The organism is Bradyrhizobium sp. Kon10, assembly GCF_055807395.1.
On the sequence record NZ_JBVVOZ010000002.1, the window covers coordinates 253,963 to 270,036 of the forward strand.

13 protein-coding genes are annotated in these 16,074 nt (G+C 62.4%); 10 read left to right on the forward strand and 3 right to left on the reverse strand.

Annotation, left to right across the window (positions count from 1 at the left end):
- Positions 1-212 precede the first annotated feature (212 nt).
- The 3 genes from AC0L2O_RS04225 (at position 213) to mtnA (ending at position 2,764) form a co-directional block, all read left to right on the forward strand.
- Complete coding sequence (locus AC0L2O_RS04225) at positions 213-485, forward strand: phosphopantetheine-binding protein (RefSeq protein WP_473368811.1); 273 nt, start codon at positions 213-215, stop codon at positions 483-485.
- Between the two features lie 275 nt (positions 486-760).
- Complete coding sequence (locus AC0L2O_RS04230) at positions 761-1,636, forward strand: S-methyl-5'-thioadenosine phosphorylase (RefSeq protein ID WP_473368812.1); 876 nt, start codon at positions 761-763, stop codon at positions 1,634-1,636.
- A gap of 18 nt (positions 1,637-1,654) precedes the next feature.
- Positions 1,655-2,764 (forward strand): S-methyl-5-thioribose-1-phosphate isomerase, encoded by a 1,110-nt coding sequence (gene mtnA, locus AC0L2O_RS04235; protein WP_369720431.1) that lies wholly within the window; start codon positions 1,655-1,657, stop codon positions 2,762-2,764.
- 122 nt (positions 2,765-2,886) lie between these two features.
- On the opposite strand, the gene AC0L2O_RS04240 is transcribed toward mtnA, so the two are convergent.
- Positions 2,887-3,522, reverse strand: coding sequence for an HAD-IA family hydrolase (locus AC0L2O_RS04240; RefSeq protein WP_369726601.1), 636 nt, complete (start codon positions 3,520-3,522; stop codon positions 2,887-2,889).
- A 109-nt stretch (positions 3,523-3,631) separates the two neighbouring features.
- Here AC0L2O_RS04240 and AC0L2O_RS04245 point away from each other — a divergent pair, with 109 nt between their 5' ends.
- The gene (locus AC0L2O_RS04245) at positions 3,632-4,390 is read left to right on the forward strand and encodes a S1 family peptidase (RefSeq protein WP_473368813.1); all 759 of its coding nucleotides are present in this window, start codon (positions 3,632-3,634) and stop codon (positions 4,388-4,390) included.
- Between the two features lie 123 nt (positions 4,391-4,513).
- Positions 4,514-6,016, forward strand: a complete 1,503-nt coding sequence (locus tag AC0L2O_RS04250; RefSeq protein WP_473368814.1) for a flavin-containing monooxygenase — start codon at positions 4,514-4,516, stop codon at positions 6,014-6,016.
- Positions 6,017-6,241: 225 nt separating this feature from the next.
- Here the strand turns inward: AC0L2O_RS04250 and AC0L2O_RS04255 are convergent, their stop codons facing one another.
- Together AC0L2O_RS04255 and AC0L2O_RS04260 are read right to left on the reverse strand one after the other, a co-directional pair.
- Positions 6,242-7,171, reverse strand: coding sequence for a response regulator (locus AC0L2O_RS04255; RefSeq protein WP_369720434.1), 930 nt, complete (start codon positions 7,169-7,171; stop codon positions 6,242-6,244).
- Positions 7,155-10,526 carry a hybrid sensor histidine kinase/response regulator gene (locus AC0L2O_RS04260; RefSeq protein WP_473368815.1) on the reverse strand — a complete coding sequence of 1,124 codons (3,372 nt, stop codon included), beginning with the start codon at positions 10,524-10,526 and terminating at the stop codon, positions 7,155-7,157. The genes AC0L2O_RS04255 and AC0L2O_RS04260 overlap by 17 nt, the downstream gene beginning before the upstream one ends.
- 166 nt (positions 10,527-10,692) lie before the next feature.
- On the opposite strand from AC0L2O_RS04260, the gene urtA reads away from it, so the two are divergent.
- The 5 genes from urtA to urtE all read left to right on the forward strand — a co-directional run bounded on the left by urtA (position 10,693) and on the right by urtE (position 16,066).
- Positions 10,693-11,952, forward strand: a complete 1,260-nt coding sequence (gene urtA, locus AC0L2O_RS04265) for an urea ABC transporter substrate-binding protein (RefSeq protein WP_369720436.1) — start codon at positions 10,693-10,695, stop codon at positions 11,950-11,952.
- 149 nt (positions 11,953-12,101) lie between these two features.
- Positions 12,102-13,028 (forward strand): urea ABC transporter permease subunit UrtB, encoded by a 927-nt coding sequence (gene urtB, locus AC0L2O_RS04270; RefSeq protein ID WP_409191447.1) that lies wholly within the window; start codon positions 12,102-12,104, stop codon positions 13,026-13,028.
- Between the two features lie 18 nt (positions 13,029-13,046).
- Positions 13,047-14,189: an urea ABC transporter permease subunit UrtC gene (gene urtC, locus AC0L2O_RS04275; RefSeq protein WP_473368816.1), complete on the forward strand. Its 1,143-nt coding sequence runs from the start codon at positions 13,047-13,049 to the stop codon at positions 14,187-14,189.
- 172 nt (positions 14,190-14,361) lie between these two features.
- Positions 14,362-15,117 carry an urea ABC transporter ATP-binding protein UrtD gene (urtD, locus tag AC0L2O_RS04280; protein WP_369720439.1) on the forward strand — a complete coding sequence of 252 codons (756 nt, stop codon included), beginning with the start codon at positions 14,362-14,364 and terminating at the stop codon, positions 15,115-15,117.
- Positions 15,118-15,376: 259 nt separating this feature from the next.
- Positions 15,377-16,066, forward strand: coding sequence for an urea ABC transporter ATP-binding subunit UrtE (gene urtE / locus AC0L2O_RS04285; RefSeq protein WP_473368817.1), 690 nt, complete (start codon positions 15,377-15,379; stop codon positions 16,064-16,066).
- The last annotated feature ends 8 nt before the right edge of the window (positions 16,067-16,074 follow it).

The following is a 16,074-nucleotide window of genomic DNA, read 5'->3' on the forward strand; positions in this document are numbered from 1 at the left end:
ATTCCGAACGAACAGTTAAGGCCCGGTTTTTTGCATGACCCGGATTTCCACGATCGCGTTAGCGATTTGGAAGAGGCATTAACTTTAGTCAATCTGAGTCATCGTTTACTAAGAAACGCGAAGTAATGGTGCCGCCCATTGCGGGATCGGCTGTCCCTGCCCATCGTAGCTCGCAATCCGGTCCGACGTCATAGAAAGATGGAAATTAGCCGATGCAGGCCTTCGATACCGAATTGCGCGATCGCATCATCAAGCTGGTGAAGGGCATCCTCGATCAGAATTCGCTCGCCGCTGACGTCACGCCGCAAGCCAAGCTTGTCGACGTCGGCCTGACCTCGATGGACATGGTCAATCTGATGCTCGGCGTCGAAGCCGAGTTCGATTTCACGATTCCCCAGTCGGAGATCACGCCGGAGAATTTCCAGTCCGTCGAGACGCTGGAGCGGATGGTGGCGGCCCAGTTGAAGCTGGCGACCGCAGCTTAGTTAAGACGCACCAATCTCTCCGCAGCGTTGTCCCGGCGAAAGCCGGGACCCATACTCCCAGGGAGTGGTTTGGCGAAGACTGGTCATTTGGGACTGACACCATCCGCGATTGATAGATTCTGCGGTATGGGTCCCGGCCTTCGCCGAGACGACACCGAATGTGTGGCGAGCGCTTTGCGCCCCTCACGGCATCGATACCCACCACCCCCGTTCCAAAACCGCCGCAAAACTGGCATAGCTTAACCATGTCGCACGTGGCGAACGGTGGAGCAGGCATGACGCAGGCGGTATTGGGCATCATCGGCGGCTCCGGCATTTACGACTTGCCGGGACTCGCGGGCGCGCACGAAGAGGCGATCCAGAGCCCCTGGGGCGAGCCGTCGGCGCCCTTGCGGCGCGGCACCATCGCCGGGTTGCCGATCGTGTTCCTGCCGCGGCACGACAAGGGCCATCGGCTGTCGCCCTCCGACATCAACTACCGCGCCAATATCGACGTGCTGAAGCGCGCCGGCGTCACCGATCTGATCTCGCTCTCGGCCTGCGGCTCCTTCAAGGAGGAGATGCCGCCGGGGACCTTCGTCCTTGTCGACCAGTTCGTCGACCGCACTCACAAGCGCGAGAGCTCGTTCTTCGGCAGAGGCTGCGTCGCCCATGTCTCGATGGCCCATCCGGTCTCGCCGCGGCTTCGTATCCATCTTGCCGCGGCGGCCGAGGCCGAAGGCATCGCGATTGCGCGCGGCGGCACCTATGTCTGCATGGAAGGGCCGCAATTCTCCACTTACGCGGAGAGCATGACCTACAAGACGCTGGGCTATTCCGTGATCGGCATGACCAACATGCCCGAAGCGAAGCTCGCGCGCGAGGCGGAGATCTGTTACGCCAGCGTCGCGATGGTGACGGATTTCGATTGCTGGCATCCCGATCACGACGCCGTCACCGTCCAGGACATTATCCGCGTGCTGAGTTCCAACGCCGACAAGGCGAAAGCACTGGTGGCGCGGTTGGCAAAGGATTTCCCGCGCGAGCACGAGCCGTGTCCGATCGGCTCGGACTGCGCGCTCGATACAGCGCTGATCACCGCGCCCGAGGCGCGTGATCCGGAGCTGTTGAAGAAGCTCGACGCTGTGGCGGGCCGTATCCTGCGAGCGTGATACGAAAGGCAGAATGCCATGAAGGTCGACGGCAAACATTTCCGCAGCATCTGGCGCGAGCGCGACGGCTGGTCGGTCGGCGCGATCGACCAGCGCAGGCTGCCGCACGAGTTTGTCGTCGCGCGCCTGACCTCGTGTGACGACGCGGCGGTGGCAATCCGCGACATGCTGGTGCGTGGGGCGCCGCTGATCGGCGCGACGGCAGCTTACGGCATGGCGCTCGCCATGCGTGAGGATGCTTCCGATGCCGGACTTAAGCGCGCCTACGAGACGCTTGTCGTGGCGCGGCCGACTGCGATCAATCTGAAATGGGCGCTGGACGAGATGGGCGCGACGCTCGCGCCGATCGATCCGGTGGAACGGGCGGAAGCCGCCTACGCACGCGCCGACGAGATCGTCGAGCAGGACGTCGAAATCAACCGCGCCATTGCCGGCAATGGTCTGGCGCTGATCGAGGCAATCTTAGCGAAGAAGAAGCCGGGCGAGACGGTCAACGTGTTGACCCATTGCAACGCCGGCTGGCTCGCGACCGTCGATTGGGGCACGGCGACGGCGCCGATCTATCTCGCGCATGAGCGCGGGATCAAAGTCCATGTCTGGGTCGACGAGACGCGGCCGCGCAACCAGGGCGCCTCGCTCACGGCCTGGGAGCTCGGCCATCACGGCGTGCCGCACACCGTGATCCCCGACAATACCGGCGGACACCTGATGCAGCACGGCATGGTCGATCTCGCCATCGTCGGCACTGATCGCGTCGCCGCCAATGGCGATGTCTGCAACAAGATCGGCACGTACCTGAAAGCGCTCGCCGCGCACGACAATAACGTGCCGTTCTATGTCGCGCTGCCGTCTCCAACGATCGATTTTGCCGTCAATGACGGCGTTCGCGACATTCCGATCGAGCAGCGCAGCGGCACTGAAGTCACCGACATGACGGGCCGTACCGCGGATGGAAGGCTTGAGACGGTGCGCATCGTGCCGGACGGCTCGCCGGTCGCGAATTACGCTTTCGACGTGACTCCGGCGCGTCTCGTCACAGGCCTCATCACCGAACGCGGTGTGTTGAAGCCCGACCGCGCCTCGCTCGCGGCGGCGTTCCCGGAGCGGGTTGCAATTGCGGCGGAGTAGCGCACCTGGCGAGAACCGTCGCCCCAATCTCGTCATTGCGAGCGCAGCGAAGCAATCCAGCTTCCCTCTGCGGAAACAGTCTGGATTGCTTCGCTGCGCTCGCAATGACGGAGTATGACGCGCTAGCTCAGCTTCAACCCCGTCGCGGCCTCAAGCTCGGCGATCGCCTGAGCGCCGCTGGCCACCTTGATTGTGGTCATGCCCATGTCGCGCGCGGGCTTCAGATTGACGCCGAGATCGTCGAGATAGACGCAATTCTTCGGATCGACCTTCAGCGCCTCGACCATCGTCCGATAAATGCGCGGGTCGGGCTTGCGCAGTCCGATCTTGGCGGACTCGATGACGTAGTCGAACAACGCCATCACTTCGGCGACGTAAAGCGTGCGTCCGGTCAGGCTGCCGATTGCGTTGGCCGGAAGATTGTTGGTGATGCAGCCGGTCTTGAATTGCGCCTTGATGCGTTTCAAGGCTTCGACCATTTCGGGGCGCAGATCGCCCTGAAGCAGCGGCAGCACCTCGCGGCCACGCACTTCCGCGCCGAGTGCAAGCGATTCCGCAGCAAACAATGTGTCAAAGGTGTCGATGTCGACCTCGGCGCGCTCGAATTTCGCCCAGGCATTTTCCAGATGGTTGGCAGCATTGGTGCGCCGGATGATATCGACGGGCAGGTCGCGCTCGGTCTCGAATCGCGCGAACGCCTCGAACGGCGAGCTCGTCAACACGCCGCCAAAATCAAAGATCACAGCCTCGATCGCCAATGTCCTGCCCTCGTTCATTCTTTCCAAGACGGCTAGCATGGGGTATCGGCGAGAGCCAGCCTGAAGCAATCCCGGGTCCTGGCCGATTCGAGTGCCGAGATCTGTTCCCATGAAGAATGTCGCAACGCTGATCGCTGCCGCGCTGCTGTTCACGACGCCCGCTCACGCCATTGTCGGCGGTGGCACGCCGCAGGCCGATGGCGTTGCACGCGCAGTCGTCACCATCGTCGGGTCGCGCGGCAATTTCTGCACCGGAAGCGTGATTGCGCCGAAGCTGGTGCTCACCGTCGCCCATTGCGTACAGCCCGGCGCCGACTACAAGATCGTCGACTATGGCGCCGATGGTAAGCCGCAACTGCTGAACGTGCGGAGCGTCGCGATCCATCCCAGTTTCAACATGCAGGCGATGCAGGCGCATCGCGCTACCGCCGACGTGGCGCTGCTGCAACTCGATATTCCACTGAAGGGAAAATCGACGGTGCCGGTTGGCTCGCCGAATATCCCAATTCAGGTCGGCAGCCGTTTCACCATCGCAGGCATTGGCGTCACCGTGCGCGGTGAGGGAAAAAGCGGCGGCACGATTCGCGTCGCCGCACTCGTCGCCGCCGGCCAGCCCGGCACGTTGCAGATCCGGCTGGTCGATCCCCTAACCAACGGTGTTCGCGACGGAATCGGCGCCTGCACCGGCGATTCCGGCGGCCCCGTGTTCGAGGACAGACCGAACGGTGCCGTGCTTGTCGGTGTCATTAGCTGGTCGACCGGGCCGAACGGCGCCGCCGGCTGCGGCGGCTTGACCGGGGTTACACCCCTCACGCTCTATCGCGACTGGATCTTGCAGACCGCGCGGAGCTGGGGTGCGGCGCTGTGATTTGACCGCGACCTGATCTATGTCATTTTGCAGCGGAAGCGCGAGGAGCGACCATGCCCTTCGCGGAGGAAACGCGCTGTCCGGTCAAGGACGGCCTAAAAGCCACGAGGCATAGAAGCAACAATGAATGTCGCTGTTCGCAGTCACGCTACGGCCAAGCAAGCTTCAGAACATTTCGACGTGCTGATCGTCGGTGCCGGGATCTCCGGTATCGGCAGCGCCTATCATGTCGCAAAGCAGCTTCCGGGGACGAGCTACGTCGTCCTGGAGACCCAGGCGACGTTCGGCGGCACGTGGACCACGCATCGCTATCCTGGCATTCGCTCGGACAGTGACCTCCACACCTTCGGCTATAGCTTCAAGCCTTGGGTTGGCCCGCCGATCGCGACCGCCGAGGAAATCCTCGCCTACATGAACGAGGTGATCGACGAAAACGATATCGCCAGACATATCCGCTACAAGCACAAGATCAACTCCGCGAGCTGGTCGGGCGAGCAAAATCTCTGGACCATTGAGGCGGTGACGACCGACACGAGCGAAGCCAAGACCTTCACCGCGAACTTCCTTTGGATGTGCCAGGGTTACTATCGCCATTCCGAGGGCTACACGCCGCAATGGAAGGGCGCCGACCGCTTCAAGGGCCGCGTCGTCCATCCTCAGACATGGCCGGATGACATCGACCTTGCGGGCAAGAAGGTTGTCGTGATCGGCTCGGGCGCAACCGCGGCGACGCTGGTGCCGAACATCGCGGACAAATGTGGGCATGTCACCATGCTGCAGCGTTCGCCGACCTATTTCCGACTCGGCCGCAATGCGATCGAGATCGCCGAGGAGCTGCGCAGGCTCCAGGTCGACGAGGCCTGGATCCACGAGATCGTGCGGCGCAAGATACTGTTCGAGCAGGATGCGTTCACGAAGCTCTGCCTGAGCAAGCCCGAGCAAGTGAAAAAGGAATTGATAGGACAGATCAGCGCGGTCCTCGGGCCGGACTACGACGTCGAAACGCACTTCACCCCGAGCTACCGGCCGTGGCGGCAGCGCATTGCGTTCGTGCCGGACGCGGATCTGTTCAAGGGGATTGCCAGCGGCAAGGCCTCCGTCGTCACCGACGAGATCGAATGCTTCGTCGAGAACGGCATCCAGCTCAAATCAGGCAAGCTGCTCGAAGCCGACATCATCGTCACCGCCACCGGCTTCAATCTCGCCGCGCTCGGCGACATCGCCTTCGAGATCGATGGCGAGCCGCTCGCCTTCGGCGACACCGTGACTTATCGCGGCATGATGTTCACGGGCGTGCCGAACATGGTCTGGGTGTTTGGTTATTTCCGCGCCAGCTGGACGTTGCGCGTCGACCTCGTCGCCGATTTCGTCTGTCGCCTGCTCAGGCATATGAAGGCGAAGGGCAGCAAGAAGGTCGAGGTGAGCTTGCGGCCTGAAGACCACAACATGCCGATCCTGCCCTGGATCGATCCGGAAAACTTCAACCCCGGTTACATGATGCGCAACATGGACCTGTTGCCCAAGCGCGGCGACAAGCCGGAATGGCAGCACAGTCAGGATTACTGGACCGAGAAGGACGAAATCCCGAAAACGGATCTGGATGATGCGGCGTTCGTGTATGGGTGAGGTGCCTTGTGGTGGGTTGCTGAATCAGGCCAATGGCCGCCACAAACTCTCGTGTCGTCCCGGCGAAGGCCGGGACCCATACCGCGGAATCCATCGGTCGCGGATGGTCGTCGTACCGAACGACTAGTCGTCGCCAAACTTTGCCTTGTGGCTATGGGTCCCAGCCTTCGCCGGGATGACACCATCTTTCTGGGCGGGCTGCGTCTCAACTCATTCCCAACGCGGTTACGAATTCCTGCGCATCGCGTTCGTGGCAATGGCCGCGGCCGCCGTCCTGTTTTCCACGCCAAGCTTCGCGTAAATCTGCTCCAGATGCTTGTCGACGGTGCGCGGGCTCAATCCCAGGATCTGCGCGATGTCCCGGTTGGTCTTGCCTTTGCTGAGCCACGCCAGCACCTCGCCCTCGCGGGTGGTGAGGCCGAGTTCGCTGGTGTATTCGGGCGGCAGCGCAGTGCCGGCCTCCCGGGAGAGCCGCAGCAGGAACTCGTTCGGCGCGGTCTCGCCGACGTAGTAGAGCCGGAGTTGCGCATTGTCGGGCAGGGAGGCCGGCTGCGACTTCGAGCTGCCCTTGCTTTTCGCCTGCTCCAGCCATTGCAGCAGAGATGGCGGCAGCACGAAGTCGTCATCGGCCTGCGCGCCTTGGTGATCGGCAAGCAGCTTCTGCGCCTGCGGGGTCGCCCAGAGCAGGTTTCCCTTGCGGTTGACCGCGAACAGGAAGCGTCCGGAGACATCGAGCGCCGCACGCGCGCTCTGGGTCAGCCGCGCATTGCCGAGATGGACGCGAATGCGCGCCAGCATCTCCTCGATCACGATTGGCTTGGCGACGTAGTCGACGCCGCCGGCTTCAAGTCCGCGCACGATATGCTCGGTTTCGGCCAGGCCCGTCATGAAGATCACGGGAATATTGGCGAACCCCGCATCGCGCTTCAGGCGCCGGCAGGTCTCGAATCCGTCAATGCCGGGCATCACGGCGTCGAGCAGCACGATGTCGGGCGTGATCTGTTCGACGATGCGCATTGCGGCCGCGCCGTCGAGCGCGACCATCACCGTCATCCCCGCGCCATCGAGCGCGTCGGTGAGCAGCCGCAGCGTCTCCGGAGAATCGTCGACGACCAACGCGACGTCGCGCTTTTTCGGCTCAGTGTTCATACGCATGCAATGTCTTCAATGTGCTCATGTACTGGTCGAGGTCGAAGCGATCGACCAGGGATCGCATTTGCGCGACGAAGTCGGCATGCTCCGGATGTTCGCTGCCGATCTCGTCCAGCTTCAACTGGATGCCCTTGACATAGCCGATCCGGCCGAGCCCGATCAGCGCCTCGATGTGCCTGACCGGCGGCCGGGAGCCGCTTTCCGGCTGCCAGAGCGGCACGAGGATCTCGTCGGAACCGTATTGCCATTCGATCCTGAGAAGCTGGCGGATCGTTTCCAGAAGCCGCGGGATGTCGATCGGCTTCATCAGGTAGCCGTCGTGGAAAGGCTGTGCCAGCGGCGTGCCGTGGGCCTCCAGCGCGCTCGCCGAGACCATCAGGATGCGCGCCTGGTGATGTCCGCTTGCGCGCAATGATTCGGCCACAGTCCAGCCGTCCATGCCCGGCATCGAGATATCGAGCAGGAACAGATCGGGCCGGCAATGCTGCGCCAGCGCCAGGCAGCCCGGTCCGTCGGCGGCGCTGAGCAGGATGAAGCCCAGCGGGGCCAGGACTTCGCGCAGGAGGTCGCGATGTACGGGATCGTCGTCGGTGACGAGGATGGTCTTGCGCGCGCCGTGATAGCCGGCGACCGGCGCCTCAACGGGCGCAGTGCGCCTGGGGTTGGTGACCTCCGACAGCAGCATCTTCACTCTAAATGTGCTGCCGTGGCCAACCGTGCTGGTGACCTTGATGTCGCCGCCCATCACGCCGGCGAGCAGCCGGCTGATGGTGAGGCCCAGGCCCGTCCCGGTCTGCGGTTGCGAGACCCCGAGTGCGCCGCGCTCGAACGGCGCGAAGATGCGTTCGAGATCGTCGCCCCGGATGCCGGGTCCGGTATCGGTCACCTCGAACTCGGCGACGGGACTGCGATAGTGCACGACAAATTGCACGCTGCCGGTCCGGGTGAATTTGATCGCGTTGGACAGGAGGTTGATCAGGACCTGACGCAGCCGCTTCTCGTCGGCATAGACGACCGTCGGCAAGGTCGGAGGACGCCTGAAGACGAAGTCGATGCCCTTGGCGCCGGCCTGGAGGCGGAACATGCCGACGAGCTGGTCGAGGAACTCGCTCAGCCGGACCTCGTCGCGCGACAAATACAGCCGTCCCGCCTCGATCTTGGAGATGTCCAGAATGCCGTCGATCAGGCCGGAGAGATGATCGGCGCTGCGGCGCACGACGCGGACCTGGTCGCGCGGCTTGGCGGGCAGCGTCGAATCCTGTTCGAGCAGCTGGGCATAGCCGCTGATGGCGTTCAGGGGTGAGCGCAGTTCGTGGCTTAGCCCCACCACATAACGGCTCTTGGCGAGGTTGGCGGACTCGGCGACCTCCTTGGCGCGCTGGAGCGCGGCGTCGGTGCGCTTGTGGGCGTCGATCTCCTGGATCAGTAGCGTGGTCTGCCGCCGCGTCTCGGCCTCCGCGGCGCGGCGGCTCTGCTGCGCCAGTACGAACAACCAGGCGACCACGCCGATGATGATGCTCAGCGAGAAGAACACCTTCCAGAGCACATTGGAGACGAGCGAGTTCTCGCCATGCACGCTTGCCGAGGTTTGCAGGTAAATCAGTCCGAGCACGAGCGCGACGAGCCCGGCGGAGACGACGAACACGCCGATATAGTGGCCGAACTGCGAGTTGATGCGCTGATAGATGGGCTGCGGCAGAATCTTGCCGAGCGCTTCCGAGAATTGCACCTGGATCCGCGCGTGCGGCTTGCACAGATCGTGGCAGCGGGCGTCGAGCGAGCAGCACAGCGAGCAGATCGGTCCCGCATAGGCGGGGCAGGCGCTCATGTCCTCCGGTTCGAACGTATGCTCGCAGATGCAGCACTGGATCGCCTCGACATTCGCCCAGCTCCGCTTCGGCTTGCGCGCGATGTAGTATTTGCCGTCAGTGAGCCAGGCAATAACAGGCGCGGTGACGAACGCCACTGTCAGTGCGACGAAGGCGGCGAGCGCCTTCATGGTCGGGCCGAACAGGCCGTAGAACGCTGCGATCGAGACGATGATCGCGAGCGTCATCGCACCAACGCCGACCGGATTGATGTCGTAGAGATGCGCCCGCTTGAATTCCATCTGCGGCGGACGGAGCCCAAGCGGCTTGTTGATGACGAGATCGGATACCAGCGCACCGACCCAGGCAATCGCGACGTTTGAGTAGAGCGCCAGGGTTTGCTCCAGCGCCTTGTAGACGCCGATCTCCATCAGGAGCAGCGCCACCATCACGTTGAACACCAGCCAGACCACGCGACCGGGATGGCTGTGCGTCAGGCGCGAGAAGAAATTCGACCAGGCAATCGAGCCGGCATAGGCATTGGTGACGTTGATCTTGATCTGCGACAGCACGACGAAAAAGCCGGTCAACGCCAGCGCGAGGTCCGGATCCGACAGCACGTAGCGAAACGCCACGAGATACATATGGGCGGGCTCGGCGGCCTCTTCTGGCGGCACGCCGTGGCTCAGCGCGAAGAACGCGAGAAAGGAACCGGCCAGCAGTTTCAGCGCGCCGAGCACGATCCAGCCCGGCCCCGCGCTCATCAGCGCGATCCACCACGACGCCTTGGAGGTGCGGCGGTCGCGCGGCAGGAATCGCAGGAAGTCGACCTGCTCGCCGATCTGCGCCACCAGTGAGAACACCACCGAGGAGGCGACGCCGAACAGCAACAGATCGAAATGGCCAGCGACGTCGCCGTGCTCGCCGGCGAATTTGTGCCATTCCGTGAAGGAGTGCGGGCTCGCCCATGCAATCGCGGCAAAGGGCAGGATGTGCAGCACAACCCAGAGCGGCTGCGTCCAGAGCTGGAAGCGGCTGATCAGCGTAATGCCGTAGGTCACGAGCGGGATGATCGCGATCGCGCTGATGAGGTAGCCGATCGGGCGCGGGATACCCAGGCACATCTCCAGCGCGGTCGCCAGGATCACCGCCTCGATTGCGAAGAAGATGAAGGTGAATGAGGCGTAGATCAGCGAGGTGACGGTCGAGCCGATATAGCCGAAGCCGGCACCGCGCGTGAGCAGGTCAATGTCGATGCCGCATTTGGCTGCATAATAGGCAATCGGAACGCCGCAGAAGAAGATGATGGTAGAGACGACGAGGATCGCGGCGGCTGCGTTGGTGACGCCGTAATTGAGCGTGATGGTGCCGCCGATCGCCTCCAGCACCAGGAACGAGATTGCACCGATTGCGGTGTTGGCAACGCGGGCGGCAGACCAACGACGCGCGCTCTTGGCGGTGAAGCGCAGCGCGTAGTCTTCCAGCGTCTGGTTGGCGACCCATTGGTTGTACTGGCGCCTAACGCGGTCTATTCGCTGCCGCCCTGCCACTGAACCCACCCCCGATACCGACCCGAGCCCTCGCAATTCCCGTACCAAAAGCCTACGTCGGCATTTTGCGGTGCAATATACGCGATCTTGCGTATCCTTGCGGTGCACAAATTCGAGCCATCCTCATCGGACCAATCGCGTGTCCTCGAACAAAAGTGGGGTGCTCATGTCAGACGAAGCCAACAAGGGCCTAATGTCGCCGCTGCGGCGCAAACTATTGATGGGAATGGCGGCCATCCCGGCCATCACGATGCTGCCGCGGGCGTCTTTCGCACAGGCTCCCGCGACCTCGGCCGTCAACACCACCGGCCTTGCGGTCACCGACACCGAGGTGACCGTCGGTATCCTACACTCCGCTACCGGCACGATGGCCATCTCCGAAACCGGTTCGATCGAGGCGGAAAAGCTTGCGATCGAGCAGATCAACGCCATGGGCGGCGTGCTCGGGCGCAAGATCAAGTTCATCCAGGAAGACGGCGCCAGCGACTGGCCGACCTTTGCGGAAAAAGCCAAGAAGCTGCTGGTCAACGACAAGGTCGCGGCGATCATGGGCTGCTGGACCTCGGCCTCGCGCAAGGCGGTGCTGCCGGTCATGGAGCAGTACAACGGCATGCTCTACTACCCGACCTTCTACGAAGGTCTCGAGCAGTCCAAGAACGTGATCTACACGGGACAGGAGGCGACCCAGCAAATTCTCGCCGGTCTGAACTGGATCGCCAAGGAAAAGGGCGCGAAGTCGTTCTTCTTCGTCGGCTCCGACTACATCTGGCCGCGCACCTCGAACAAGATCGCGCGCAAGCACGTCGAGAACGTGCTGAAGGGCAAGGTGGTCGGCGAGGAGTATTATCCGCTCGGCAACACCCAGTTCAATTCGGTCATCAACAAGATCAAGCTGACCAAGCCCGACGTGATCTTCACCGACGTCGTCGGCGGCTCCAACGTCGCGTTCTACAAGCAGCTCAAGGCCGCCGGCATCGACCTTTCCAAGCAGGCGCTGCTGACGATCTCGGTGACCGAGGACGAAATCGACGGCATCGGCGGCGAGAACATCGCAGGCGCCTATGCCTGCATGAAGTACTTCCAGTCGCTCGACAATCCGAACAACAAGGCCTTCGTGCCCGCATTCAAGAAGATGTGGGGCGAGAAGACGGTGATCGGAGACGTCACCCAGGCTGCCTATCTCGGCCCGTGGCTGTGGAAGTTGACGGTGGAAAAGGCCGGTTCGTTCGACGTCGACAAGATCGCCGCGGCTTCACCCGGCGTGGAGTTCAAGGGCGCTCCGGAAGGCTATGTGCGCATCCACGAGAATCATCACCTCTGGTCGAAGACCCGGGTGGGACGCGCCAAGCTCGATGGCCAGTTCGAGCTGATCTACGAGACCGCCGATCTCGTCGAGCCGGATCCGTTCCCCAAGGGGTACCAGTAAGACCGGCTATCAGTACGAGACGCGGCGTTCGTCGCCGCTTTCCTCAGCGCAAAGCCTCTCCCTGGCGTGGACAGCAAATCCACGCCCAAGACCCCCGCGTCGCGAATCTGCTCGCGACGCGGGACCTTCATCCCCGACGGAGGACATCGATGTTCGGCGACTACTCGCTTGGTGACCTTGGCTCCATCTTCGTCATGCAGGGTTTTGCAGGGCTGATCCTGTTCTCGGTCTACGTCCTGATGGCGCTGGGTCTCGCCATCATCTTCGGCCAGATGGGCGTCATCAACATGGCCCATGGCGAGTTCATGATCCTCGGCGCCTACGTCACCTGGATGACCTCGAATGTCTTTCAGTCCTATTTGCCGAGCCTGTTCAGCGGCTACTTCTTCCTCGCCATGATCCTGGCCTTCATCGCATCCGGTGCGCTGGGAATGCTGGTCGAATGGGTGCTGATACGGCATCTCTACAAGCGTCCGCTCGACACCTTGCTTGCCACCTGGGGGCTCAGCCTGATTTTGCAGCAGGCCTATCGCTCGGTGTTCGGGGCGCGTGAGGTCGGAGTCGAGCTGCCGCAGTGGATGCTGGGCTCGCTGCATGTGACCGACAGCATCGAAGTGCCGATCAACGGCGTCTTCGTGATGTGCCTCACCGTTCTCATCACCATCTCCGTCGCCTACGTGATGTACAAATCGCGCTGGGGCCGCCAGGTGCGCGCGGTGGTCCAGAACCGCATCATGGCCGGCGCGGTCGGCATCAATACGGAAAAAGTCGATCGCTATACCTATGGCCTCGGTTGCGGCATCGCGGGAGTAGCCGGCAGCGCCTTCACCATGATCGGCTCGACCGGGCCGACCTCCGGACAGCTCTACATCGTCGACACGTTCCTGGTGGTGGTGTTCGGCGGCGCCGCGAGCCTGGTCGGCACCATCGCTTCGGCCTTCTCGATCTCGCAGACGCAATCCACCCTCGAGTTCTTCATGTCGGGTTCGATGGCCAAGGTGCTGACGCTGCTCGCCGTCGTCGGAATCCTGATGCTGCGGCCGCAAGGGCTGTTCGCCCTCAAGGTTCGCAAGTGAGAAATCGAGGCTGATGCAATGACCGACAATCGCTTCTTCAATCGATCGGAGCTGATCGGAATTCTGTTGCTTGCGGTGTTCCTGGTCCTGGTTCTGCCGCTCACGCTCGATGTCTTCAGGCTCAATCTGGTCGCCAAATATCTGACCTATGCCTTCGTCGCGCTCGGATTGGTGGTCTGCTGGGGATATGGCGGCATTCTCAGCCTCGGCCAGGGCGTGTTCTTCGGGCTCGGCGGCTACTGTATGGCGATGTTCCTCAAGCTCGAGGCATCGAGCGTGGAGAACACGAAGATCCAATCTACCCCCGGCATTCCCGACTTCATGGACTGGAATCAGATCACCTCGCTGCCGCTGTTCTGGAAGCCCTTTCACAGCCTCACCTTCACCATCGCCGCCATCATCCTGGTGCCCGGCATCTTCGCCCTGATCATCGGCACCGCGATGTTCAAGCGCCGGGTCGGCGGCACCTACTTCGCCATCATCACCCAGGCGGTTGCGGCCATCCTGACCATCCTGATCGTCGGACAGCAGGGCTACACCGGCGGCATCAACGGCATGACCGATCTGCGCACGCTGAAGGGGTGGGACATTCGGCCCGACCACGCCAAGATCATGCTGTATTTCTTCGAGGTCGGATGCCTGCTCGTCTGCATCATGATTGCGCAATTCATCCGGCACTCCAAGCTCGGGCGCATCCTGGTGGCGATGCGCGAGAAAGAGGACCGGGTGCGGTTCTCCGGCTATAGCGTTGCGAATTTCAAGATCTTCGCGTTTTGCATCGCCGCGGTGTTCGCCGCGATCGGCGGCGCCATGTTCGCGCTCAATGTCGGATTCATGTCGCCGTCCTTTGTCGGCATCGTGCCGTCGATTGAAATGGTGATCTACACCGCGGTCGGTGGCCGGTTGTCGATCCTCGGCGCGGTCTACGGCACGCTCCTGGTCAATTTCGCCAAGACCAGCCTGTCGGAGACCTTTCCAGAATTGTGGCTGTTCGGACTGGGCGGGCTGTTCATCGCCGTGGTCCTCGCGTTCCCGAACGGCCTTGCCGGGATCTGGGGCGATTATGTGCAGCCGCGCATCGACCGCCTGATCTCGTCGCGCAACCCCAAGCCCGAAGGCTGGACCGACAGCTCGGTCGCCGACGGCGCGCCGGCAGAGTGAGGAGATCATCATGCTCATAGGTCATCACGATGCCGATACCACGCTGGCGGTGAGGAGATAGGTCATGCTCGTCGGTCATCACGATGCCGATGCCACGCTGACAGTGAGGAGATAGGTCATGCTCATCGGTCATCACGATGCCGATGCCACGCTGACAGTGAGGAGATAGATCATGCTCATTGGTCATCAGCCCAAGGAATTCCTGCTCGCGGTCGAGGCACTGACCGTGTCGTTCGACGGGTTCAAGGCGGTCAACGACCTCTCGTTCTATGTCGACGAGAACGAGATCCGCGTCATCATCGGTCCCAACGGCGCCGGCAAAACCACCGTGCTCGACCTGATCTGCGGCAAGACCAAAGCAACGTCCGGCTCGATACAGTTCCGCGGCAAGGAGCTGACCCGGATGAAGGAAAACGAGATCGTCAAGACCGGGGTCGGCCGCAAATTCCAGAACCCGTCGATTTACGACGATCTCACGGTGTTCGAGAATCTGGAGATCTCGTATCCGCGCGGCCGCTCCGTGTTCGGTGCGCTGACCTTCACCCGCGACGCCGCCGTGCGCGACCGGGTGCATGAAGTCGCCGAAATGATCTTCCTGAAGGACCGGCTGAACGTGAATGCCGATTTGCTCAGCCACGGCCAGAAGCAGTGGCTCGAGATCGGCATGCTGCTGATCCAGGACCCGGACCTTTTGATGCTGGACGAGCCCGTCGCCGGCATGAGCGTTTCCGAGCGCGCCAAGACCGCCGAACTCCTCAACCGCATCATCAAGAATCGCTCGGTGCTGGTGATCGAGCACGACATGAAGTTCGTCGAGGACATCGCGCACAAGGTCACCGTGCTCCACCAGGGCCAGATCCTGTCGGAGGGGACGATGGAGAGGGTGAAGAACGACCCCAAGGTCATCGAAGTCTATCTGGGGCACTGAGATATGGCGAAGTTGGATGAGTTCGCAGCGGCAATGACGGTCCACCTCTCCCCTTGTGGGAGAGGTCGGATTGCATCGTCAGATGCGATCCGGGTGAGGGGTATCTCTCCACGCATCACACTGCCTTTCGCGTCGGCAGATGCAGACCCCTCATCCGGCGCGGACTTCGTCCGCGTCGCCTTCTCCCACAAGGGGAGAAGGAAGAAGTTCGCGGCCGAGCTGTTTCACCAGGGTTCACACTCAATCTAGGAGCGCGGCAATGCTGGCAATCTCCGATCTTCACGTCGCCTACGGCCAGAGCGAGGTGCTGCACGGGCTCAATGTCAAGGTCGCCGCCAACGAGATCGTGGCGATCATGGGCCGCAATGGCATGGGCAAGACTACGCTGATGAAATCGCTGATGGGAATCCTGTCGGCGAAGAGCGGCTCGGTCAGCATGGACGGCGCCGAGCTCGGCAGCCTGCCGAGCTATGAGCGCGTCGCCAAGGGCCTCGCCTATGTACCGCAGGGCCGCATGATCTTCTCGACCATGACGGTGAAGGAAAACATCGAGACCGGTCTGGTCGTCTCCGGCGGCACCGAAGTCCCCGCGGACATCTACGAACTATTCCCGGTGCTGCTGGAGATGAAGGGCCGTCGTGGCGGCAATCTCTCCGGCGGCCAGCAACAGCAGCTCGCGATCGCGCGCGCTCTCGCGACCAAGCCCAAGGTGCTGCTGCTGGACGAGCCGACCGAAGGCATTCAGCCCTCGATCATCAAGGACATGGCGCGCACGCTGAAGCGCATCCGCGACGAGAAGGGGCTGTCGATCGTCGTATCCGAGCAAGTCCTGAGCTTCGCGCTCGATATCGCCGACCGCGTGCTGGTGATCGAGAACGGCGAGATCGTGCGCGACGACCCGCGCGACGCCGTCGATGCCGCGCAGGTCTCGAAATATCTGTCCGTCTAACCAACCGT